The sequence below is a fragment of the Streptomyces xanthochromogenes genome (assembly GCF_014650455.1).
GTDB classification, from domain to species: domain Bacteria; phylum Actinomycetota; class Actinomycetes; order Streptomycetales; family Streptomycetaceae; genus Streptomyces; species Streptomyces xanthochromogenes.
In genome coordinates this window covers 356,006-376,865 of sequence record NZ_BMUZ01000009.1, presented here as the reverse complement: position 1 = coordinate 376,865, position 20,860 = coordinate 356,006, and the positions used below count along the sequence as shown (strand labels likewise).

General features: G+C 71.3%; 21 protein-coding genes and 1 riboswitch. Of the genes, 11 read left to right on the top strand and 10 right to left on the bottom strand.

Features of this window, described 5'->3' with window-relative positions:
• Positions 1 to 11: 11 nt before the first annotated feature.
• From ftsR to IE267_RS24730, 4 genes are all read left to right on the top strand, one after another.
• Positions 12 to 755 carry a transcriptional regulator FtsR gene (gene ftsR, locus IE267_RS24745; RefSeq protein WP_167155147.1) on the top strand — a complete coding sequence of 248 codons (744 nt, stop codon included), beginning with the start codon at positions 12 to 14 and terminating at the stop codon, positions 753 to 755.
• Between the two features lie 53 nt (positions 756 to 808).
• Entirely contained in the window at positions 809 to 1,282 is a 474-nt protein-coding gene (locus IE267_RS24740; RefSeq protein ID WP_100572767.1) for a bifunctional nuclease family protein, read from the top strand.
• Between the two features lie 224 nt (positions 1,283 to 1,506).
• Entirely contained in the window at positions 1,507 to 2,094 is a 588-nt protein-coding gene (locus IE267_RS24735; RefSeq protein WP_229861401.1) for a MerR family transcriptional regulator, read from the top strand.
• A gap of 57 nt (positions 2,095 to 2,151) precedes the next feature.
• A complete protein-coding gene (locus IE267_RS24730; protein ID WP_189764757.1) occupies positions 2,152 to 3,663 on the top strand; it encodes a DNA polymerase IV in 1,512 nt (503 codons plus the stop codon).
• Here IE267_RS24730 and IE267_RS24725 read toward each other — a convergent pair.
• Positions 3,579 to 3,968 (bottom strand): PRC-barrel domain-containing protein, encoded by a 390-nt coding sequence (locus IE267_RS24725; RefSeq protein ID WP_161244386.1) that lies wholly within the window; start codon positions 3,966 to 3,968, stop codon positions 3,579 to 3,581. The two genes, IE267_RS24730 and IE267_RS24725, sit on opposite strands and share 85 nt — an antisense overlap.
• A 124-nt stretch (positions 3,969 to 4,092) precedes the next feature.
• Positions 4,093 to 4,199: riboswitch (glycine riboswitch) on the top strand.
• A gap of 193 nt (positions 4,200 to 4,392) precedes the next feature.
• Between IE267_RS24725 and gcvP the strand changes: the two genes are divergently transcribed.
• Positions 4,393 to 7,278, top strand: coding sequence for an aminomethyl-transferring glycine dehydrogenase (gcvP, locus tag IE267_RS24720; RefSeq protein ID WP_167155153.1), 2,886 nt, complete (start codon positions 4,393 to 4,395; stop codon positions 7,276 to 7,278).
• A gap of 117 nt (positions 7,279 to 7,395) precedes the next feature.
• On the opposite strand, the gene IE267_RS24715 is transcribed toward gcvP, so the two are convergent.
• Both IE267_RS24715 and IE267_RS24710 read right to left on the bottom strand, forming a co-directional pair.
• Positions 7,396 to 7,602 (bottom strand): DUF5999 family protein, encoded by a 207-nt coding sequence (locus tag IE267_RS24715; protein ID WP_275901355.1) that lies wholly within the window; start codon positions 7,600 to 7,602, stop codon positions 7,396 to 7,398.
• 331 nt (positions 7,603 to 7,933) lie between these two features.
• The gene (locus IE267_RS24710; RefSeq protein ID WP_161244382.1) at positions 7,934 to 8,521 is read right to left on the bottom strand and encodes a hypothetical protein; all 588 of its coding nucleotides are present in this window, start codon (positions 8,519 to 8,521) and stop codon (positions 7,934 to 7,936) included.
• A gap of 489 nt (positions 8,522 to 9,010) precedes the next feature.
• Between IE267_RS24710 and IE267_RS24705 the strand changes: the two genes are divergently transcribed.
• Positions 9,011 to 10,531, top strand: coding sequence for a glutamate-cysteine ligase family protein (locus tag IE267_RS24705; protein WP_161244383.1), 1,521 nt, complete (start codon positions 9,011 to 9,013; stop codon positions 10,529 to 10,531).
• 111 nt (positions 10,532 to 10,642) lie between these two features.
• On the opposite strand, the gene IE267_RS24700 is transcribed toward IE267_RS24705, so the two are convergent.
• On the bottom strand, positions 10,643 to 12,424 hold the full coding sequence (locus IE267_RS24700) for a substrate-binding domain-containing protein (RefSeq protein WP_189764756.1): 1,782 nt from the start codon (positions 12,422 to 12,424) through the stop codon (positions 10,643 to 10,645).
• 178 nt (positions 12,425 to 12,602) lie between these two features.
• Between IE267_RS24700 and IE267_RS24695 the strand changes: the two genes are divergently transcribed.
• The gene (locus IE267_RS24695; RefSeq protein ID WP_189764755.1) at positions 12,603 to 13,406 is read left to right on the top strand and encodes a CPBP family intramembrane glutamic endopeptidase; all 804 of its coding nucleotides are present in this window, start codon (positions 12,603 to 12,605) and stop codon (positions 13,404 to 13,406) included.
• A gap of 96 nt (positions 13,407 to 13,502) precedes the next feature.
• Here the strand turns inward: IE267_RS24695 and IE267_RS24690 are convergent, their stop codons facing one another.
• From IE267_RS24690 to IE267_RS24680, 3 genes are all read right to left on the bottom strand, one after another.
• On the bottom strand, positions 13,503 to 14,345 hold the full coding sequence (locus IE267_RS24690) for a PhzF family phenazine biosynthesis protein (RefSeq protein WP_189764754.1): 843 nt from the start codon (positions 14,343 to 14,345) through the stop codon (positions 13,503 to 13,505).
• A gap of 120 nt (positions 14,346 to 14,465) precedes the next feature.
• Positions 14,466 to 14,714: an SCO4226 family nickel-binding protein gene (locus tag IE267_RS24685; RefSeq protein WP_189764753.1), complete on the bottom strand. Its 249-nt coding sequence runs from the start codon at positions 14,712 to 14,714 to the stop codon at positions 14,466 to 14,468.
• Positions 14,715 to 14,902: 188 nt separating this feature from the next.
• Positions 14,903 to 15,319, bottom strand: a complete 417-nt coding sequence (locus IE267_RS24680; RefSeq protein WP_189764752.1) for a hypothetical protein — start codon at positions 15,317 to 15,319, stop codon at positions 14,903 to 14,905.
• A gap of 191 nt (positions 15,320 to 15,510) precedes the next feature.
• Between IE267_RS24680 and IE267_RS24675 the strand changes: the two genes are divergently transcribed.
• On the top strand, positions 15,511 to 16,110 hold the full coding sequence (locus IE267_RS24675) for a PadR family transcriptional regulator (protein WP_189764751.1): 600 nt from the start codon (positions 15,511 to 15,513) through the stop codon (positions 16,108 to 16,110).
• A gap of 55 nt (positions 16,111 to 16,165) precedes the next feature.
• Here the strand turns inward: IE267_RS24675 and IE267_RS24670 are convergent, their stop codons facing one another.
• On the bottom strand, positions 16,166 to 16,594 hold the full coding sequence (locus IE267_RS24670) for a type II toxin-antitoxin system Rv0910 family toxin (RefSeq protein WP_167155183.1): 429 nt from the start codon (positions 16,592 to 16,594) through the stop codon (positions 16,166 to 16,168).
• Positions 16,595 to 16,782: 188 nt separating this feature from the next.
• On the bottom strand, positions 16,783 to 16,974 hold the full coding sequence (locus IE267_RS24665; RefSeq protein ID WP_161245025.1) for a hypothetical protein: 192 nt from the start codon (positions 16,972 to 16,974) through the stop codon (positions 16,783 to 16,785).
• A 247-nt stretch (positions 16,975 to 17,221) separates the two neighbouring features.
• Between IE267_RS24665 and IE267_RS24660 the strand changes: the two genes are divergently transcribed.
• The 3 genes from IE267_RS24660 to IE267_RS24650 all read left to right on the top strand — a co-directional run bounded on the left by IE267_RS24660 (position 17,222) and on the right by IE267_RS24650 (position 20,077).
• On the top strand, positions 17,222 to 17,773 hold the full coding sequence (locus tag IE267_RS24660) for a Clp protease N-terminal domain-containing protein (protein ID WP_167155186.1): 552 nt from the start codon (positions 17,222 to 17,224) through the stop codon (positions 17,771 to 17,773).
• A 179-nt stretch (positions 17,774 to 17,952) separates the two neighbouring features.
• On the top strand, positions 17,953 to 18,936 hold the full coding sequence (locus IE267_RS24655; protein WP_189764750.1) for an EamA family transporter: 984 nt from the start codon (positions 17,953 to 17,955) through the stop codon (positions 18,934 to 18,936).
• Positions 18,937 to 19,099: 163 nt separating this feature from the next.
• On the top strand, positions 19,100 to 20,077 hold the full coding sequence (locus tag IE267_RS24650) for a DMT family transporter (RefSeq protein ID WP_229861395.1): 978 nt from the start codon (positions 19,100 to 19,102) through the stop codon (positions 20,075 to 20,077).
• Between the two features lie 85 nt (positions 20,078 to 20,162).
• On the opposite strand, the gene IE267_RS24645 is transcribed toward IE267_RS24650, so the two are convergent.
• Positions 20,163 to 20,834, bottom strand: a complete 672-nt coding sequence (locus IE267_RS24645) for a pyridoxamine 5'-phosphate oxidase family protein (RefSeq protein ID WP_373304588.1) — start codon at positions 20,832 to 20,834, stop codon at positions 20,163 to 20,165.
• Positions 20,835 to 20,860: the final 26 nt, after the last annotated feature.

Below are 20,860 nucleotides of genomic sequence, written 5' to 3'. Positions count from 1 at the left end.
AGGGAAGGTCCATGCTGCAGACACCGACGGGCGGTGCCGGATCCGGCACCGCCACCGCGGGTGGCCGGCTGATGAGTATCGGCGGGGTCCTCAACCAGCTGCGCGACGAATTTCCCGAAGTGACGATCTCGAAGATCCGGTTCCTGGAGTCCGAGGGCCTGGTGGAGCCCCGGCGTACGCCGTCGGGGTACCGCAAGTTCAGCCCGGAGGACGTCGAGCGGCTGGCCCAGGTGCTGCGGATGCAGCGGGACCACTATCTGCCGCTCAAGGTCATCCGGGAGCACCTGGATGCCCTCGCCCGGGGCGAGGAGCCGTCACTGCCGTCCTCCGGCGCCCCGCGTGAGCTGCTCGACGGCTTGGGCGAGGCGGAGGCGGAGCGTCCCACGGCCGCCCGCGTGGGCCGTGCCGAGCTGATGGCGGCCGCAGAGGTCACCGAGACGGAGCTCGCCGAGTGGGAGTCCTACGGGCTCGTCACCCCCGGCGCCGACGGTGGTTTCGACGCCGAGTCGGTGAACGTGGCACGCCTTGTGGCGGATATGGGCCGGTTCGGTCTGGAACCGCGGCATTTGCGCGCCATGAAGGCTGCGGCCGACCGTGAGGCCGGGCTGGTCGAGCAGGTGGTGGCACCCCTGCGATTGCACCGTAATCCGCAGACCAGAGCCCATGCGGAGGCCACCACGAAGGAGCTCGCGGCGCTCTCCGTACGGCTCCACGCGGCACTCGTTCAGACCGCTCTGGGTGTCCGGCTTCACTGATCTTGTAGGTGCCCGACTACCCAAACCTGCCGAGCACGTCCTAGGGTTGCTGTGTGAACGAGCTCGACGTCGTGGGTGTCCGGGTGGAAATGCCCTCCAACCAACCGATCGTGCTCCTGCGTGAAGTGGGAGGCGATCGGTACCTCCCCATCTGGATCGGTCCTGGGGAGGCGACCGCGATCGCCTTCGCCCAGCAGGGGATGGCGCCGGAGCGGCCGCTGACGCACGACCTCTTCAAGGACGTCCTTGAGGCCGTGGGCCAGGAGCTGACCGAGGTCCGCATCACGGACCTCCGCGAAGGCGTCTTCTACGCGGAGCTGGTCTTTGCCAGTGGCGTGGAGGTGAGCGCGCGGCCGTCCGACGCCATAGCGCTGGCCCTGCGCACCGGCACGCCGATCTACGGCAGTGACGGGGTCCTCGATGACGCGGGAATCGCCATCCCGGACGAGCAGGAGGACGAGGTCGAGAAGTTCCGTGAGTTCCTCGACCAGATCTCGCCCGAGGACTTCGGCACCAACAGCCAGTGAGTACCGGGCACACATGATCCGGCGGCCGTCGGAGTGGTGTCGCGTGCCGCGCGTACGCCGGAGTGGTTTCAGCGCATTCGAGTAGCCTTTCCCGCGGGAGAGACACGGGAAACCACTCTCAGGGTGATTATCACTCGGCGTGCCGAGTGTGGCGATCGTTGACGCACCCCGAGTGACTGCCTACCTTCGAGTGGGCAGGTCAAGGACGGAGGGTCGGCGTGAGTATGAGCGGCGACGGTACGGCAGGGGGCGCTCCCGGACTCGGTCCGGGGGAGAGCGGGCCGTACCCGCTCCACAGCAGTGCGGCCGACCTGAGTACCGAAACGATCGGATACCGGGGCCCGACCGCCTGCGCGGCAGCGGGAATCACCTACCGGCAGCTCGACTACTGGGCGCGCACCGGCCTGGTCGAGCCCAGTGTGCGTCCGGCCTACGGCTCGGGCACGCAGCGCCTCTACAGCTTCCGGGACGTCGTCGTCCTGAAGATCGTCAAGCGTTTCCTCGACACCGGGGTCGCCCTCCAGAACATTCGCGCCGCCGTGCAGCACCTGCGCGAGCGGGGCTTTCGCGATCTGGAGCGCATGACGCTGATGAGCGACGGGGCCACCGTGTACGAGTGCTCGTCCCCCGACGAGGTCGTGAACCTCCTCCAGGGCGGCCAGGGCATCTTCGGCATCGCGGTCGGTGTGGTGTGGCGGGACGTGGAGGCGGCTCTCTCGCAGTTGCACGGCGAGCGCGTGGACACCGGCGAGACCCTGGTCGGCCACAACCCGGCCGACGAACTGGCCAGGCGGCGCAACCGCGCCGTCTGACCTTCCGGGCGGCGCCGCCGGGACCGATTGTCAGTGGCGTACGGCAGCATCAGTCGTGTGAGAGCCGCGCCGACCATCCTGCATCTCGACATGGATGCCTTCTTCGCCGCCGCAGAGCAGGCGTCGAAGCCGAGCCTGCGCGGAAAGCCGGTCGTCGTGGGCGGTCTCGGACCGCGAGGAGTGGTCTCGACGGCCTCGTACGAGGCGAGACGCTTCGGGGTGCGCTCGGCGATGCCGATGGCGCAGGCCCGGCGGCTCTGCCCCAATGCGGCCTACCTGGTGCCGCGCTTCCAGCTGTACCGCACCGTCAGCGAGCAGGTGATGGAGCTGCTCGGCCGGCTGTCGCCGCTGGTCGAGCCGCTGAGCCTGGACGAGGCCTTCGTGGACCTGGAGGCCGGAGGCGTGGCCTTCGAGTCGGTCGGCGCGCGCGAGGCCGGTGAGCGGCTGCGCAGGGACATCAGGGCGGTCACCGGGCTGAGCGGGTCCGTCGGGCTCGCCGGGTCCAAGATGCTCGCCAAGATCGCCTCGGAGGAGGCGAAGCCCGACGGTCTGGTTCTGATAGAGCCCGGCACCGAGCGCGAGCTCCTCGCGCCGATGTCGGTGCGCATCCTGCCGGGGGTGGGCCCGGCCACCGGGGAGCATCTGCGCCGGGCCGGTATGACCACCGTCGCCGACCTCGTCGAGGCCGGCGAGGACGAGCTCGTACGGCTCCTGGGGAAGTCGCACGGTGCCTCGCTCCACCGGATGGCGACCGGGTACGACGACCGCCCCGTAGTGGCCGAGCGGGACGCGAAGTCGGTGTCCGTGGAGGACACCTTCGACGTGGACCTGCACGACCGGCTGAGGATCACCATCGAGGTGGGGCGCCTCGCCGACCGGTGTGTGCAGCGGCTACGGGCGTCGGGGCACTCGGGCCGCACCATCGTGCTCAAGGTCCGGCGTTACGACTTCTCCACGCTGACCCGGTCCGAGACGCTGCGCGGGCCCACCGACGACCCAGGGGTGGTCCGGGAGGCCGCGGCGCGGCTCCTCGACGCGGTGGACACCACGGGCGGGGTGCGTCTGCTGGGCGTCGGGGTCAGCGGCCTTGCCGACTTCACGCAGGAGGACCTGTTCGCGCAGGCCGCCGGAGAGCAGGTCGTGGAGGAGCCGCTGGTCCCCGGGGACGAGGAGGCCGCCCCGGTGGCCGAGGCGGAGGCGCCGGCCCCCGAGGACCCCGCGCAGCGCCGCTGGCTGGCCGGGCACGACGTACGGCATGCCGAGTACGGGCCCGGCTGGGTGCAGGGCAGTGGCGTCGGGCGGGTCACGGTGCGTTTCGAGACGCCGACGGCGAAGGAGCCCGGGCGGGTGAGGACGTTCCGCGTGGACGACCCTGACCTGGCGGCCGCGGAGCCGCTGGCGCTGGTCGAGCCGGCCGGGGCCGAGGGCGGGGAAGGGGGCGGGGCCGAAGCGGTACGGGAAGGGGAGGCGGGGGCCGCGGCGGGTCAGGATTCGCCGTTGGCGAGCCGGCCGAAGTCCCGGTCGGAGGGTGGCGGGCCGGGTTCGGGGGCCGCGATGTCCAGACCGTAGTGGTGGTAGAGCTGAAGCTCCTGTTCCGGGGAGAGATGGCGGCCCACGCCGAAGTCCGGCGCGTCCTTGATCAGGGCGCGGTCGTACGGGACGCGGAGCGTCTCGTCGACCAGGGTGCTGGGCTCCAGCGGGACGAACGCGTCCCGGCTGAAGAGGCCGGTGCGCACCGCGGCCCACTCGGGTGCGCCCGTGGCGTCGTCGAGGTAGACCTCGTCCACCGTTCCGATCTTGTGCCCATTGCGGTCGTATGCCTTGCGGCCGATCAGGCTGCGCGGATCGATATCGGTCTGCACGGTCCCTCCAATTGGTCGCAACCGGTTACAACTGCTCCATAAGCACTACGAAAGTGCACATCCCGGGTGTTGGCCACTCGAGCAGGTGAACAAAGAATCGAGCTGGGACGGCGCTGGTAGGCTGGCAAGCGGCTGCTGACCCCGTGCGGGAGAGTCCTTCGAAGAGCTCATCGAGTTCTCGGCGGACGCCGAAGGAGCAACTCCTCCCCGGAATCTCTCAGGCCCACGGACCGCACGGACGAGGTCACTCTGGAAAGCAGGACGGGGGACGTACGGGCACTTCTGCCCGGGCGGAACCTTTCCTCACCGACGGTGAAAACCGGGTCGCTGCCATGCACCCGGTGAAGCTCTCAGGTTGAGATGACAGAGGGGGAGGCCGTCCGGGTACCCGCGCCGTGGTACCCCTCGCAGGTCGTGCGACCAGGAGGCCTCCGTCATGACCGCCAACCGCATTCCGCTCAGCCAGCTGGAGCGTGGCATCCCCTTCGAGCAGCGCCACATCGGGCCCGATGCCGGGGCGCAGGCCAAGATGCTCGCCCAGGTCGGCTACGGCTCGCTCGACGAGCTGACCGCCGCCGCCGTCCCCGAGGTCATCAAGAGCGCCGGGGCGCTGGGCCTGCCCGAGGCGCGGACCGAGGCCGAGGTGCTCGCCGAGCTGCGCCGGCTCGCGGACCGCAACCAGGTCCTCGCCCCCATGATCGGCCTCGGTTACTACGGCACCTTCACGCCGCCGGTGATCCTGCGCAACGTCATGGAGAACCCGGCCTGGTACACGGCGTACACGCCCTACCAGCCGGAGATCTCGCAGGGCCGCCTGGAGGCGCTGCTCAACTTCCAGACCATGGTCGCCGAGCTGACCGGGCTGCCGACCTCCGGCGCCTCGCTGCTCGACGAGGGCACCGCGGCCGCCGAGGCGCTCGCCCTGTCACGGCGCGTGGGCAAGGTCAAGGGCGGCGTCTTCCTGATCGACGCCGACACCCTGCCGCAGACCATCGCGGTGATCCGGACGCGCGCCGAGCCGACCGGCGTCGAGGTCGTCGTCGCCGACCTGAGCGACGGCATCCCCGCCGAGATCGCCGAGCGCGGCGTCTTCGGCGTGCTGCTCCAGTACCCGGGCGCCTCCGGCCGGGTCCGCGACCTCAAGCCGGTCATCGACGCGGCCCACGAGCTGGGCGCGATCGTGACCGTCGCCGCCGACCTGCTCGCGCTCACCCTGCTCGCCTCGCCGGGCTCGCTCGGCGCAGACATCGCCGTCGGCACCACCCAGCGCTTCGGCGTGCCGATGGGCTTCGGCGGACCGCACGCCGGGTTCATGGCGGTCCAGGAGAAGTTCGCCCGCAGCCTGCCGGGCCGCCTCGTCGGCGTCTCCGTCGACGCCGACGGCAACAAAGCCTACCGCCTGGCCCTGCAGACCCGCGAGCAGCACATCCGCCGCGAGAAGGCCACCAGCAACATCTGCACCGCGCAGGTGCTGCTCGCCGTGATGGCCGGCATGTACGCCGTCTACCACGGCCCGGACGGCCTGAAGCAGATCGCGCAGCGCACCCACCGCTACGCCGTCGTCCTCGCCGAGGGCCTGAGGGCCGCCGGGGTCGACGTCGCCCACGGCGCCTACTTCGACACGCTGACCGTGCGCGTCCCGGGCAAGGCCGCCGAGGCCGTCAAGGCCGCGCGTCAGGGCGGGGTCAACCTGCACCTGGTCGACGCGGACACCGTCTCCTTCGCCTGCGACGAGACCACCACGCGGGCCCAACTGGCCGCCGTCTGGGCCGCGTTCGGGGTCGACGCCGATGTGGAGGCGCTGGACACCACGGCCGCCGACACCCTGCCGGCCGCGCTGCTGCGCACCGACGAGTACCTGACCCACCCGGTCTTCCACCAGCACCGCTCCGAGACCGCGATGCTGCGCTACCTGCGCAAGCTGGCCGACCGCGACTACGCGCTCGACCGCGGCATGATCCCGCTCGGGTCCTGCACGATGAAGCTGAACGCGACGACCGAGATGGAGCCGGTGACCTGGCCCGAGTTCGGGCAGATCCACCCCTTCGCGCCGGTCGAGCAGGCCGCCGGCTACCTCACGCTCATCCGCGAGCTGGAGGAGCGCCTCGCCGAGGTCACCGGGTACGACGCGGTGTCCATCCAGCCCAACGCCGGTTCCCAGGGCGAGCTCGCGGGTCTGCTCGCGGTGCGCGCCTACCACCGCGCCAACGGCGACACCCAGCGCACCATCTGCCTCATCCCGTCCTCCGCCCACGGCACCAACGCCGCGAGCGCCGTGATGGCCGGCATGAAGGTCGTGGTCGTCAAGACCGCGGACGACGGCGAGGTCGACGCCGACGACCTGCGCGCCAAGATCGAGCAGTACCGCGACGAGCTCTCGGTCCTGATGATCACCTACCCGTCCACACACGGGGTGTTCGAGGAGCACGTCGCCGACATCTGCGCCCTGGTCCACGAGGCCGGCGGCCAGGTGTACGTCGACGGCGCCAACCTCAATGCCCTGGTGGGCCTCGCCAAGCCGGGCAAGTTCGGCGGCGACGTCTCGCACCTCAACCTGCACAAGACCTTCTGCATCCCGCACGGCGGCGGTGGCCCCGGCGTCGGCCCGGTCGGCGTGCGCGCCCACCTCGCGCCGTACCTGCCCAACCACCCGCTCCAGCCGAGCGCCGGCCCCGAGACGGGCGTCGGCCCGATCTCCGCCGCGCCGTGGGGCTCGGCGGGCATCCTGCCGATCTCGTGGGCGTACGTACGTCTCATGGGCGGCGAGGGCCTCAAGCGGGCGACACAGGTCGCGGTGCTCGCCGCGAACTACATCGCCAAGCGCCTGGAGCCGCACTACCCCGTGCTCTACACCGGCCCCAACGGCCTGGTCGCGCACGAGTGCATCGTGGACCTGCGCCCGCTGTCCAAGGCGACCGGCGTCAGCGTCGACGACATCGCCAAGCGCCTGATCGACTACGGCTTCCACGCGCCCACCATGTCGTTCCCGGTGGCCGGCACGCTGATGATCGAGCCCACCGAGTCCGAGGACCTGGGCGAGATCGACCGGTTCTGCGACACGATGATCGCGATCCGCGGCGAGATCGAGAAGGTCGCCTCCGGCGTCTGGCCGGCCGACGACAACCCGCTGGCCAACGCCCCGCACACCGCGGCCGCGCTCGGCGGCGAGTGGAACCACGCCTACAGCCGCGAGGACGCCGTCTTCCCGGCCGGGGTGTCGGCCGCCGACAAGTACTGGCCGCCGGTCCGTCGCATCGACGGCGCCTTCGGCGACCGCAACCTGGTCTGCTCCTGCCCGCCGCTGGACGAGTACGACCACTGATCCACGCATGCGTAAGGGCCGGTTCGGGGTGTGCTCCCCGGGCCGGCCCTTGTGTTGTCCGTACCGGACGCGTCCGCCGAGGGACAGGTCGGTACGCGACTGCCCGTACGGGGCCGCCTAGGCGGCCGTCGCCACCTGCTCCGCCGTGAGCGGCCGGTGCGGGGCGATGATCTGCCCGTCCGGCAACAGCTCACCGGTGTCCTCGAAGAGCAGGACGCCGTTGCACAGCAGGCTCCAGCCCTGCTCCGGGTGGTGTGCCACGGGCTGCGCGGCTTCCCGGTCGGCGGAGAAGGCTGTCGGACAGGCTGGCTTGTGCTGGCACATGGATGCGTTCTTTCGCTGCGTCGTGGTGAGTGTGCTGCGGCTCGATGCGTTGTTCATGGCCGCCCCCCGTAGTAAGTCGGTCGGTCCGATCCCAGTGTTGCCCCACGGACGTCAATCCGCAGGGATTTCGCGGCAGCGCTTCCTACTGCTTAATGACGTATCACCCGTGCGGACGGTTCAGCTCAACTGGCCTGTCTTTTCGGGTGGTTCGGGGTGGCCCGGCCGGGCTAGCCCGTATGGCGCAGGCGGCGCGTACGCAGCATAGACACACGAGGCCCCGCGACCACACTGGTCGCGGGGCACTTTCTTTCCCGGGCCGCTGCCGGAGGCGTCAGACGGGCTGGCCGAGCAGCCGGGCGGGTGCCAGGCGCAGGGTGAGTACCGGAAGCAGTTCGCTGACGCGCAGCGGGCGGTGCGCGCAGATGCCGGGCGGGGCGGGTGCCAGTGGCACCAGGAGGTCATGCGGTGCGGGCGTGCCCGAAGCCCCGTCGGCGCTCGCGTCCGCGTGCAGCCACAGCGTGAGCATGTACAGCTCGGGGATCGAGAGCAGCCGGGGCTGGTAGTGCGTGGTCAGCTGTTCGGCCTGGCGCAGGGCGCGCTGGGTCGAGGTGATGTAGGGGCCCTCGAAGAAGTGCGAGAAGGCCCAGCCGTCGGGGGTGAGGCGGGTGTCCGCTGCGGCGACCGGATGCTCGGGGTCGCTGATCAGGAAGCGCCAGCCGGCCAGGTGGGTGCGCGGGGTCCGGCCGCCCGGGGTGATCCCGTCCAGGACGTGGAGCGGGAGCGGAAGCTCGGGAGTGAGCGGACCTTCGGTGGAGCGGAGGGCCGGGGTGCGGGCCTCGCGTACGGCGGTGGGGGAACCGAGTGCCGCGAGGACGCTGCGCAGGGCGGGCGCGGGGGCCGGGGGGACATGCAGCGGCATGGTGGGTCGCCTCTCACTTCGGGAGACACGGTGATGCGGGGGCAGTGCGGACGGCGCTGTCTGCGGTGCGGGGTCAGAGGGGGGCCGACGATGGATGGCCGGGGGCGCCAACTCTCTGCCTCGTTTGCAGAGTTTATACGACACGTGTTCACGCAGTGTTTCGGCTAGCTGTCGTCGATATTGCCCGCAAGTCGGTATCCGGCCCTCCTGGGCAGGCGTTTCACCCGGGGAAATGTCCGGTGCGATGTCCCGACCTGGAAAGGTGTCCCGTCGGTGGTCGGCCGATACTCGTCGGTGTTTTTCACCATTGACGAGCGAGCGGTAACTGCACGTTGCCGTATGCCCGCTGAATGTGCCGGAGGCCCCAGTCGCCGACGCTACTCCATCGGCACTGCGCGCGCACGCGTTATGGATCAGCCAGTCTGGGCATTATCGACCATGACGCGAGCGGCCGGTGTCCCGGCCGCCCATTCGAGGAGGGACCCTTCGATGGGGGAGAAGGTCGTGGCAGGCGGATTCGACCTGTCCGATCGGCACCGCTACCGGGACAAGCTTCAGCAGTGCCTGGAGGGCCTCGGGAAGCTGTTGGCCCAGAAGCGGTTCGACCGTCCCAGGAACATGATGGGGCTGGAGCTGGAACTGAATCTCGCGGGTCCCGACGGCATGCCGCGCATGATGAATGGCGAGGTGCTGGAGCGGATCGCGAGCCGGGATTTCCAGACCGAACTCGGAATGTTCAACCTGGAAGTGAACATCGCGCCGCACCGGCTCGGCGGCCGGGTTTTCGACCAGCTCGCCGAGGAGCTGCGCACCGGGCTCGGGTATGCCGATCGCAAAGCTGCCGAGGTCGACGCGGGCATCCTCATGATCGGAATTCTGCCGACCCTGACGCAGGACGATCTCGTATCCGGAAATCTCTCCGACGTCGACCGCTACCAGTTGCTGAACGATCAGATAGTGGCCGCCCGCGGGGAGGATTTCACCCTCGACATCCAGGGGGTGGAACGCCTCTCCTGCACCTCGGCGTCGATCACTCCGGAAGCCGCCTGTACCTCCGTGCAGTTGCATCTGCAGGTGACGCCCGCGCGCTTCGCAGCGGTGTGGAACGCGGCTCAGGCCGTCGCCGCGGTGCAGATCGCGGTGGGCGCCAACGCGCCGTTCCTGTTCGGGCGGGAGCTGTGGCGCGAGTCGCGGCCACCTCTGTTCGAGCAGGCCACGGACACCAGGCCGGCCGAGCTGCGGGCGCAGGGAGTGCGTCCGCGTACCTGGTTCGGGGAGCGGTGGGTGTCGTCCGCCTACGAACTCTTCGAGGAGAACCTGCGCTTCTTCCCACCGCTGCTGCCCATCTGCGACGAGGAGGAGCCGCTGCGCGTCATCGCCGACGGCGGCGTGCCGAGCCTGAAGGAACTCGTGCTGCACAACGGCACGATCTACCGCTGGAACCGCCCGGTCTACGGCATCGCCGACGGCGTGCCGCACCTCCGGGTGGAGAACCGGGTGCTTCCGGCCGGGCCCACCGTCGTCGACGTGCTCGCCAACGCGGCCTTCTACTACGGCCTGGTGCGCGCCCTCGCGGAGGAGCAACGCCCGGTGTGGACCCGGCTGCCCTTCGAGTCGGCGGCCTCCAACTTCGACGCCGCCTGCCGCTACGGCATCGAGGCCGAGCTGCTGTGGCCGGCGCCGCGGCGCGGCGGCGGGGTCTCCCGGGTGCCCGCGATCAAGCTCGTACGCGAGGAGCTGCTGCCGCTCGCGGCGGCCGGGCTCGACGCGTGGGGCATCGAGGCGGCCGACCGGGACCACTACCTCGGCATCATCGAGGAGCGCTGCCGCCGCCGGGTCAACGGGGCGTCCTGGCAGGTCGACACCTACCACCGGGCGCTGGCCGCGGGGCTCGGCCGGGAGGCGGCGCTCGCCGCCACCACCCGGCGCTACCGGGAGCTGATGCTGGAGGGCGAGCCCGTGCACACGTGGCCGACGGGCTTCCCGGGGCCCGAGGCACGCCGTCGCTAGCGGGTGCCCGGGCCCGGTTCCGGCCGGGAGCCTTCGCTGGGCACGGCAGGGCGTTGGCCGTGGTGCTGGGTCGGGCGGGGTGCCTGCCGTGGTGCGGGGCCCGGCGGGGCGTCAGCCGTGGTGCTGGGCCTGGCCGAGGGCCATGATCGCCTGGAGGATCACGGCCTGGATGTCGGCGGGGTCGGTCACCTGGTAGCCGACGCCGCCGGTGGCCTTCGCGATCTGTTGGACCTCGTCCTTGTCGGCCTGCGGGCCGACCGCGATCGCGATCAGCGGTACCGGCTTCGACGGGTCGGTGAGCTTCTCCAACTGCGCGACGAGGTCGGCCCGCGAGATGCTGCCCGGGTCCTCGTTGGCGCCGTCGGTCAGCAGCACCACCGCGTTGAACTTGCCGCTCGCGTACGTCGAGGTCGCGTCCCTGTACGCGGCCAGCGTCGTGTCGAACAGGCCGGTCGCGCCGTCCGGCACCGGCTGGAGTGCGGCGAACGCGGCGGACAGCTTGTCGCGCTGGGTGCGGCCGCCGGGCGCCGGATCGCCGAGCCGGGCCGTCGGCACCAGCCGGCGGTAGTCGCGCGAGCCGTCCAGATGGGTCGCGAAGTCCCACAGGCCGATCTCGTCCTCGGTCGTGAACTGCGCGAGGGCCTGGAGCAGCGAGGCCTTGGTGACCTCCATCCGGGAGCGGCCGCCCGACCCGGGCACCGTGGCCGCCATCGACCCCGAGGCGTCCACCACCGTCGTCAGGCGCGCGCTCTGCACGGTGATCGTCCACATCCCGAGCGCGTCCTGGAGTTCCTGTGCCGACGGCGGGTCGGCGCTGGCGCTCGCGTACGGCTGCGGGGCGCTGCCGCCCGCGGCCGAGGGGAGGGCGTCGGCGACGCGCCCGCCCGGCGCCCGGAAGCCGTGTCCGGCCAGGACCTGGGCGGACTCGGAGTCCCCGAGCAGCGTCAGGAAGCGCATCGCCGCCCGGCTCTCGTTGGTGCTCATGCCTGCCTCGCGGACCATCGTGTACGGATAGTCGAGCTGCGGCGCGCCGTCCTTGGGGTAGAAGAGCCGCACCCCCTGGTCCATGCCGCGGTGGCCCGCGTTATAGGCGAAGGCCGCCTGTTCGGAGACGACCACGGCCCCGCTGCGGTGTGAACTGCCGATCTGCTTGGGGGAGTTGACGGTTGTCAGGCTCTCCATCACTTGGCCGTCGCCGTCGGTGACCCGCTGCGAGAGCACCTTGGCGAGGGCTGCGGTACGGGTGCTGCCCTCGGCGCCCTGGCCCGCCGACTTGCCGATGCAGCTCAGCGCGAGCAGTCCCGCGGCGCTGTGGGCCGGGTCGGCCGATCCCAGGCGGACCTTGTCGTCCGCGGCGGTCGCCATCCCCAACTCGGCCCAGGTGTACGTCTTTTGAGGCCAGCCGAGCGCCTTGGCGGCCGAGGGCGCCACGCCGAGGGCGACGGGGGAGTCGGCGACGTGACCCGCGGTGACGACCGTGGCCGAGCCGGCGGCGTCCTTGGCGCGGTCCACCCACATCGAGGCGTCGGGTATCCAGACCGCGAAGTCGGGTCTGGAGCGGGAGGTGAAGGAGGCGGCCACCTTGTAGGAGTCGCGGGCGGTCACCCGTACGTCCATGCAGGAGCCGTCCGAGGTGATCTTCTCCTTGCGGGCCCGCTCGGCCACCGCCTCGACGGCGGGCGCCACATCGGGGGAGGCCACCAGGTCGACCCGTACGGCGGTCGAGGCGCAGGAGCGGCTGAAGGAGAGCAGCCCGCGCTGCACGGCGACGGCGGTCCCTCCGGCCACGGCGAGGACGAGCGCGGTGGCCAGGGCCACCGTTCGCCGCCGTGCGGCCGGGGCCGCCCCGGTGCTTGTTCGCGCGGCGTCGTCGGGCAAGCTGTGACGTCCCATGGCGGTGGTGCCCCTCCTTGAATCCCGAACACGGAAATCCGAACAAGGAAAAGGGAGACCGGCAGCCTCGCAATGGCGTCCGTCCCCCGGCCTGTCGCGCGCGATCTTCATAATTTCTTTCGAGACCCTAGCGGGGTGGCGACGGGGATGGAACGGGATTCGTCAACTGGAGGCAGGTGTGCAGGTGGAGGCCGGGCGCGTGGCTGATTCTCTTCCCGAAGAGGCGACTTCGCCGCGAATCCTGCGGTCCGAGACCGTGCTCGTACTGGCGCTCTCGCTCGGCGCGAGCGGAGTGTCGGCGCTGATCAGCTTCATAGGATCGCTCACCAAGCCGGGCGGGCTCAAGCACCAGGCGGCGAACCTGAACACCTCGTTCGCCCCGGGGCGGCCGTGGCTCGATCTCGCCTGGCAGCTCTTCGGAATCGCGACGGCGCTGGTGCCGGTCGCGCTCGTGGCGCACCTGCTGCTGCGCGAGCGGGTCGGCGGCCTGCGGGTGATCGGCTTCGACCGGACCCGGCCGTGGCCGGACCTCGGCCGCGGGGTGCTGATCGCGGCCGGGATCGGCAGCGCGGGGCTCGCCTTCTACCTGGTGGCCCGGGCGGTGGGCGGCAACCTGACGGTGGTCCCCGAGTCGCTGCCCGGCGTGTGGTGGAAGTACCCGGTGCTGATCCTGTCGGCGATGCAGAACGCGGTTCTCGAAGAAGTCATCGTCGTCGGCTATCTGCTGCGCAGACTCGGCCAGTTGGGCTGGACGCCGATGGCCGCGCTCGTCGCGAGCTCCGTGCTGCGCGGCTCGTACCACCTCTACCAGGGCATCGGCGGTTTCCTCGGCAACATGGTGATGGGCGTGGTCTTCGTGCTGCTCTACCGACGCTGGCAGCGGGTGGGCCCGCTCGTCGTCGCCCACGCGCTGCTCGACGTCGGGGCCTTCGTCGGATACGCGCTGCTCGCGGGAAAGGTGAGCTGGCTGCCGACGATGTGAGGGGCCGGAAGCGTCGTGGGTAAGGGGCGTACGGCTATTGCATACGCCCCTTACGGCGTTATGGGCGTACGCAATAGCCGTACGCCCCTTACAGCGTTACGCGGCGCCTTGAGGCGCGGCCGTCCCGGGCGCGGTCAACAGCTCGCCGTCGATCACGGTCACGGCACGTCCGGTGAGCAGGGTGCGCTCGCCGCGCAGCTCGGTGCGGACCAGGCCGGAGCGGGCCGAGGCCTGGAGGCCGGTCAGTTCGTCCCGGCCCAGGCGGGCCGACCAGAACGGGGCGAGGGCGGTGTGGGCGCTGCCCGTCACCGGGTCCTCGTCGATGCCGACGTTGGGGAAGAAGCAGCGCGAGACGTAGTCGTGACCGCAGGCCCGATCGGCGGCCGGGGCCGTCGCGATGATGCCGCGCTTGGAGTGCCGCCCCAGCGCCCGGAAGTCGGGAGCGAGGCCGCGGACGGCGGCCTCGTCACGCAGTTCCACCACCAGGTCGCCGACGTGGGCCGAGGTGTTGTGCACGGAGAGCACCGGGGCGCCGAGCGCTTCGGCGAGGCCGGCCGGGACCGGCTCCGCCACGAGGTCCGAGGTGGGGAAGTCCAAGGTGATCGTGCCGTCCTCGGCGGCGGTCGCGATGAGGATGCCGCAGCGCGCGGCGAACCGGACCGTTCCGGTCGCCGCGTTCGTGGTGTGCAGGACGTGCGCGGTGGCCAGGGTGGCGTGGCCGCACATGTCGACCTCGGTGGCCGGGGTGAACCAGCGCAGCGCCCAGTCCGCGTCGCCGCCCGGCGGCAGCGGGTGCGCGAAGGCGGTCTCCGCGTGGTTGACCTCGCGTGCGACGTCCTGGAGCCAGGCGTCGGCCGGAAACGCGTCGAGCAGGAGCACACCTGCGGGGTTGCCGGCGAACGGACGGTCGGTGAAGGCGTCGACGATTCGAATGCGCATGTCCGCACGGTACGGCAGCCGAAATCACACGAGCCAAGGCCAATCCGCGCTGTCTGGCCTCTTTTCCGGGCGCGTCCGCGCCGCGGCACCAGGGGCCGTGCCGCCTCGGCCCCTCGGCGGTCACACGGCCAGCGGAACGGCGTGCACCTCGTCGGCGGGGTGGCCGGCCCGCTCGTGAACGCGCTGCACGGCTTCGGCCGACGGCGCCTCGGAGAGGCAGTAGACCGTGCCCGACTTCGGGTCGGCCCAGGCCTTCTCGAAGTGGACGCCCTCTTCCTTCTCGATGTCGAGGTCCGCCTGATGTGCCTGCTTCAGCTGATCCGCCGTGATGCCCCTCATCCCGTGGTGGACGTCCATGAACCGGGACATGACGTCGCACCCCCTTCCGGCGTGTCGCACCGGGGCGTTCGGGGCCGCCACGTCTTGCGCCGGCTCCAGCTCCGCTCCCTCCATCGTGCGCCTCGGTGGGGCTCGGGGCGACTGGGCGGGACAGCGGTGGTTGTCCTGTCGCGTTGAAGGTTGACCGATCTCACCGAAGATTGATCAGTGCCTTCCGATCAGCGCAGGCGTGCAAGTCGCAACAGGGCTTCGTTGCGGACATCGGGGTCTCCGCCCGCTGCCAACGTCCGAAGCTGCACGATCAGCTCGTCGCCGTCCTGGCCGGTCGCCCAGCGTGGGTCACAGTCCAGCTCCGCGGCGAGCTGATCGGCGGTTCCCTGGCCAGAGGCGACTGCACGGGCGGCGAGCACGGCACGCAGGCCGGCCAGATCTCTCCGAGCCAAGAGAGCCACCGCGGTATCCGAAGTCACCCCGGTGTCCTGAGCGTCCAGCAACAGACGGTGGAGGACACCGGAGAACCCCTCAATCTGCGGTGCTGCCGCCAGACGTCGTCCCGCCGCGGCCCTCGCGGACCAGGCCGGCGATTCCGCTGCCGCGAGCGCGTCGCGAAGCCCTTGCTCGGTCAATTCGTCCACTCCAGCAGGCTGCCTGCGGGACGTCTCGGTCAGGCGTCGTTGCGATAACACCACAGCGGTCGACCTTCGGTGAAGTTGGTCGGCCTTCAGTGGGACAGGACAGTCGTCTCGCATCCCGGGGGTTGCCAAGCGTAAGTCACCGATATATCGTTGACGCATCGCGACAGGTCAACGATGGAAGGAAGCGAACCATGCGTTCACATGGATACGGACAGCAGGGACCCGGCCATCGCGGTCGGGGCGACTTCGAGGGGCGGCGTGCCGCCTTCGGGCCCTTCGGGCCCGGCTTCGGCGGGGGACCGTGGGGTGGTGGTCCCGGCGGCCGCGGTGGCCGGGGCGGTCCCCGGGGCAGGGCGCGGCGCGGCGATGTCCGTGCGTCGATCCTGGCTCTCCTGAAGGACCGGCCTATGCACGGCTACGAGATGATCCAGGAGATCGGCGAGCGCAGCGGCGGGGCGTGGAAGCCCAGCCCGGGCTCGGTCTACCCGACCCTCCAACTCCTGGAGGACGAGGGCCTGATCACCAACGAGAGCGAGGGCGGCAAGAAGCTGTTCACGCTCACCGACGCCGGGCGCACGGAGGCCGAATCGGGAGCCGAGGCCCCCTGGGAGGACGCCGGGCGCGGAGTCGACTGGGAGGCCATGCACGAGATCCGGCAGGCCGGCTTCGGTCTGATGGAGGCGTTCGGCCAGGTCTGGAAGACCGGCTCCGCCGATCAGCGCCAGAAGGCGCTCACCGTCATCAACGACGCCCGTAAGAAGCTCTATCTGATCCTTGCCGACGAGGACTGAACCTCGCCACGACGGAGCCCCGCGGCCACCGGCCGCGGGGCTTCGCGCGTTCGGTTCAGACGCACAGGCCGCCGAGCTTGCGCAGCGACTCGTTGAGCGCGGCCGTCGCCGAGTCCTTGAGCTTGCCCGCCATGAGCGAGACCGCGGCCCCGGTGAACTCGCCGTCGATGCGGACCGTGGTGGCCCCGCCGTCGGGGACGACCGTGTACCGGTTGAAGACGTTCACGCCCATCGGGCCCTTGCCGCGGACGCCGAAGACCCGGCCCGCCTCGAACTCGTCCACGGTCCAGGCCACTTCGGCCGGAAAGCCCATGAGCTTCATGTTCTCCGCGTAGGTGGCGCCCAGCTCCAGCTTGTCGGGGCCGCCCGCCGGGAAGCTGGTGTGCGTGGCGTTCCACTCGCCGTACGAGGAGAAGTCGGTGAGCTGTGCCCAGACCTTCTCGGCCGGAGCCTCGATACGTGCCTCCGCGCTGACCTCGGCCATACGACCACTCCTTCACGGGACTTCACGGGACTTCACTGGACTTCACTGGACTTCGGGGGACTTCGCGCGTCCATGCGTTCAGGGGCAGCAGGGGATCGCATGGGATTGGGTGGGACTGCGTGGGGCTGTCAGGTGGACGTGCGCGGAACGTAGCGGGAGCCGGGCGAACATTCAATACTGATGAACCGTCAGATCCGCTGGCCCTCCAGGGCCCAGATCTCGGCGGAGTCGAACAGATCGCAGGCGCGGGGCCGCGCGGACTCGTCGTGGCAGTGGAACGCCGCCCAGAACAGGTCGCCGGGGAGCGCGTCGCGCGGCGCGTACACGCGGTACACGTACTGCTGTCCGTCCTGGGCCAGCAGGGCGACCATCCAGCACATCGGCGCTCCCTCGGCGGGCGGTGGGGACGGGTGTGTCCCGAGGGAGGACGACCCGGCGCGGCGGACCGGTTGCGCCGGGGGCGCGGGCCGGGACGTCTCGCGCCGCTGAGAGTTCCCCTCGCGCGGGCAATTCCGAGATCTCATCCGTAAGGAGGAGAAGCCGGTCATCCGTGCCCACCTTTCGCGGGAGATCGAAATGCTCCCGCACGGGGATGTGCCGTGCGCCGCCGGCTGATGAGGTGGACTGGTGCACCGTCCTACCCCAGGAGCAGCTCATCAGGCTCCGCCCGCAGACATCGAAGTCCGGCTCACCGAGGAGCTGGCCTCCGTGGTCGCGGGTGCGCGCAGACGTGCGCTGCGCGACGGGGACCGACAGCTCGACACCGCGCATCTGCTGCACTCCCTGATGGAGAGCGACCCGGAGGTGCGGGCAGCCCTGGACGACGGCGCGCAGCTGGCGCGGGTGCTGGGCTACCTGGTGCAGCGCAGCATCGGATACGGGCTCCGCTGGCAGGGCTCCGTGGAGGACTCCGGGGCGGTGCCCCTGATGACGCAGCCGGGCTGGTCGCCCAGTGCGCTGACGGCGATGGAGTACGCGCTCGGCCGGGCCGAGGCCCGCGGCGGCGAGCCGGTCGGCGGCTGTGATGTGCTGGCCGCGCTCGCGGCGGACCCGGACTGCCGCGCGGTCGAGGTGCTGCGGCACGCGGGTGTGGACACGACAGCGCTGGCCGACCGCCTCGCGCAGCCGGGCGAACCGGGCCTGACCGGAAGCGTGGGCGGGCCGAGCCGACAGGCCTGAACCGCTCCGAAGGGGACCGAGCAGGCAGGCCTGAACCGCTCCGAAGGGGACCGAGCAGGCAGGCCTGAACCGCTCCGAAGCGGGCCGAGTCGGCCCATGGGCGGGCGCCGGACTCGGGCTGCCGTCTCGACAGGTGTCACCCGGAGGAAGGTGCTGACCGGGACTGCCATGATGTGCCGATGCAGGCGTCTCAGGGAAGAAGCGTCGGCCTGGGACTAGCCCTGGTGTCGGCCTTCGCGTTCGGTGGTTCAGGGGTGGCGGCCAAGCCGCTCATCGAAGCGGGGCTCGACCCGCTGCACGTGGTGTGGTTGCGGGTGACCGGCGCCGCGCTCGTCATGCTCCCGGTGGCCTGGCGCCACCGGGCCCTGGTGCTGCGCAGGCCCGCCCTGCTCGCCGGGTTCGGACTCCTCGCGGTCGCGGGCGTCCAGGCCTGCTACTTCGCCTCCATCTCGCGGATACCCGTGGGCGTCGCCCTGCTCGTCGAATACCTGGCCCCCGCCCTGGTCCTCGGCTGGGTCCGGTTCGTCCAGCGCCGGCAGGTGAGCCGGGCCGCCGCGGTCGGCGTGGTGCTCGCCGTCGGCGGCCTCGCCTGTGTCGTCGAGATCTGGTCCGGGCTCGGTTTCGACGCGGTCGGGCTGCTCCTCGCGCTCGGCGCGGCCTGCTGCCAGGTCGGCTACTTCGTCCTGTCCGACCAGGGCGGCGAGGGCGAGGGCGCGGCCGACCCGATCGGTGTCATCGCCCACGGGCTGCTCGTCGGCGCGCTGGTCCTGACCGTGGTGACCCGCCCGTGGGGCATGAAATGGTCATTGCTCGGCGGCGACGCCGACATGAACGGCTCCCAGGTCCCGGCCGCACTGCTGCTCTGCTGGATCGTGCTGATGGCGACCGTGCTCGCCTACGTCACCGGGGTCATCTCGGTGCGCAGGCTCTCCCCGCAGGTGGCCGGGGTGGTCGCCTGCCTGGAGGCGGTGCTCGCGACCGTGTTCGCCTGGATCCTGCTCGGCGAACACCTCTCCCCGCCGCAGATCATCGGCGGCGCCATCGTCCTGACCGGCGCGTTCATCGCCCAGTCGGCGGCCCCCAAGGCGCCGTCCGGTCCGGTCGCCACGGGCGGACCGGCCCCCGCCGAAGGGGAGTTGTCGCCCGGACACTCGGCCGCCTAGGGTGGCGATCGTGCCGATGACCGTACTGCCGCCTCCCGCCGCGTAACGCGGGCGGCCGCACTCCCGACGAAGACCCGGCTCGGGCAGTCCCCGAGCGGCTCGTCGCTGCCCGCGTACTCCACGCCAGCGAACAGCCAGCCGTCTTCCTCCTCGGAGTACGTACGTGTCGAACTCGTCAACGGGCCTTGCACCGGCCCCTTCCGCCGCCCTGCCTGTCGGCCGCGGCCTGCTCTACCTCGCCTTCGCCGGAGTCGCCTGGGGCACCGCGGGCGGCGCGGCCGCCCTGGTCTTCGGGGCCAGCGACATCGGACCGCTCGCCCTGTCCTTCTGGCGCTGCGCCGGCGGACTCGTCCTGCTGCTCGGCGCGATGGCGCTGCGCCGCCGCCGCGCACCCAGGGCCGCCGAACCACGCGGCCGCAGGCTGCTGCGCATCCTCGGCAACGGCATCGGCCTGATGGTCTTCCAGAGCGCGTACTTCGCGGCCGTCGAGGCCACCGGGCTCGCGGTCGCGACCGTGGTGACCCTCGGCGCGGGCCCCGTCCTCATCGCGCTCGGCGCCCGTCTCACCCTGGGCGAGCGGATCGGCCGGTCGGGCGGCGCGGCCGTCGCCGGGGCGCTCGCGGGGCTGGCGGTCCTGTGGATCGGCAACGGCGGCGGCACCGTTCGTCCCGCCGGGGTCGTGCTCGCGCTGGTCTCGGCCGCCGGATACGCGGCCATCACCCTGCTGACCCGGTGGCTCGGCCGCGACGGCGGAGCCGGCGACCCGTCGTCCACCACGGCCTGGGCCTTCGGCGTGGCGGCCCTGTGCCTGCTGCCCCTCGCGGGCTCGGAGGGGCTGCTGCCGCACACCGGGGACCCGGTGCGGGTGGTGGTCCTGCTGCTGTACGTGGCGGCCGTGCCCACCGCGTTCGCGTACGCCCTCTACTTCGCGGGTGCCGCGGTCGTCCGGGCCGCGACCGTCTCGGTGATCATGCTCCTCGAACCGGTGAGTGCGGCCGTGCTCGCCGTGTCCGTGCTGGGCGAGCGGATCACCGCCGCCACCGCCGTCGGCACCGCGCTGCTGCTCCTCGCGGTGCTCGGGCTCGCGGCGGCCGAGACGCGGCAGGCGGCGAGGACCCGACGCGAAGCGGTTCTCCTGTGAGGCGGAGGACCCGACGCGAAGCGGTTCTCGTGTGAGGCACGGGTGGCCCCGCCGCGCGACGGGGCCACCCGGGGCACGAGCCTGCTCACATCACGGTGAGGTAGTCCGGTATGGCCACCGCCGGGTCGAGGTCGCCCGCCGGGAGCGGAGCACCGTAGCCGGGCGCGAGCGGCAGGACGCCGGCCCAGTGCGGCAGTGCGAGGTCCTCGGCGTCGTCGTTGGGACCGCCGGTGCGGAGCTTCGCCGAGACCTCGTTCAGGTCGAGGCCGATCACCGCCGTCGCGGCCAGCTCCTTGGCGTTCGCCGGGCGTGAGTCGAGGGAGCGGCCGGGGACGACGTGGTCCACGATCGCGTCGAGCGCGGTGCGCTTCTCCTCGGGGTCGGTGATCTCGTGGGCCGTGCCGTGCACCACGGCCGAGCGGTAGTTGATCGAGTGGTGGAAGGCGGACCGGGCGAGGACGAGCCCGTCGACGTGGGTGACCGTCAGGCAGACCGGCAGCCCCGGATCGGCCTGCCCCGCCGCGCGCAGCGGACGCGAGCCGGTCGAGCCGTGTATGTACAGCCGCTCACCGACCCGGGCGAAGAGCGTCGGCAGCACGACGGGCGCGCCGTCGCGGACGAAACCGAGGTGGCAGACGTACGCCGTGTCGAGGATGCCGTGCACCAGCTCGCGGTCGTACGAGGCCCGCTCGCGCGAGCGGGTCGGCACGGTGCGGTCGGTCGCCTGGTAGGGGGCTGGGCTCGCGGTCTCCGACATTGCGTTCTCCATTGCACTAGTGCATA

Excerpts from the sequence above, each read along its gene's own strand:
- ftsR (WP_167155147.1), top strand. The coding sequence starts at position 12 with ATGCTGCAGACACCGACGGGCGGTGCCGGATCCGGCACCGCCACCGCG.
- IE267_RS24735 (WP_229861401.1), top strand. The coding sequence starts at position 1,507 with ATGAGCGGCGACGGTACGGCAGGGGGCGCTCCCGGACTCGGTCCGGGG.
- gcvP (WP_167155153.1), top strand. The coding sequence starts at position 4,393 with ATGACCGCCAACCGCATTCCGCTCAGCCAGCTGGAGCGTGGCATCCCC.
- IE267_RS24715 (WP_275901355.1), bottom strand. The coding sequence starts at position 7,602 with ATGTGCCAGCACAAGCCAGCCTGTCCGACAGCCTTCTCCGCCGACCGG.
- IE267_RS24710 (WP_161244382.1), bottom strand. The coding sequence starts at position 8,521 with ATGCCGCTGCATGTCCCCCCGGCCCCCGCGCCCGCCCTGCGCAGCGTC.
- IE267_RS24705 (WP_161244383.1), top strand. The coding sequence starts at position 9,011 with ATGGGGGAGAAGGTCGTGGCAGGCGGATTCGACCTGTCCGATCGGCAC.
- IE267_RS24700 (WP_189764756.1), bottom strand. The coding sequence starts at position 12,424 with ATGGGACGTCACAGCTTGCCCGACGACGCCGCGCGAACAAGCACCGGG.
- IE267_RS24690 (WP_189764754.1), bottom strand. The coding sequence starts at position 14,345 with ATGCGCATTCGAATCGTCGACGCCTTCACCGACCGTCCGTTCGCCGGC.
- IE267_RS24685 (WP_189764753.1), bottom strand. The coding sequence starts at position 14,714 with ATGTCCCGGTTCATGGACGTCCACCACGGGATGAGGGGCATCACGGCG.
- IE267_RS24675 (WP_189764751.1), top strand. The coding sequence starts at position 15,511 with ATGCGTTCACATGGATACGGACAGCAGGGACCCGGCCATCGCGGTCGG.
- IE267_RS24670 (WP_167155183.1), bottom strand. The coding sequence starts at position 16,594 with ATGGCCGAGGTCAGCGCGGAGGCACGTATCGAGGCTCCGGCCGAGAAG.
- IE267_RS24665 (WP_161245025.1), bottom strand. The coding sequence starts at position 16,974 with ATGTGCTGGATGGTCGCCCTGCTGGCCCAGGACGGACAGCAGTACGTG.
- IE267_RS24655 (WP_189764750.1), top strand. The coding sequence starts at position 17,953 with ATGCAGGCGTCTCAGGGAAGAAGCGTCGGCCTGGGACTAGCCCTGGTG.
- IE267_RS24645 (WP_373304588.1), bottom strand. The coding sequence starts at position 20,834 with ATGTCGGAGACCGCGAGCCCAGCCCCCTACCAGGCGACCGACCGCACC.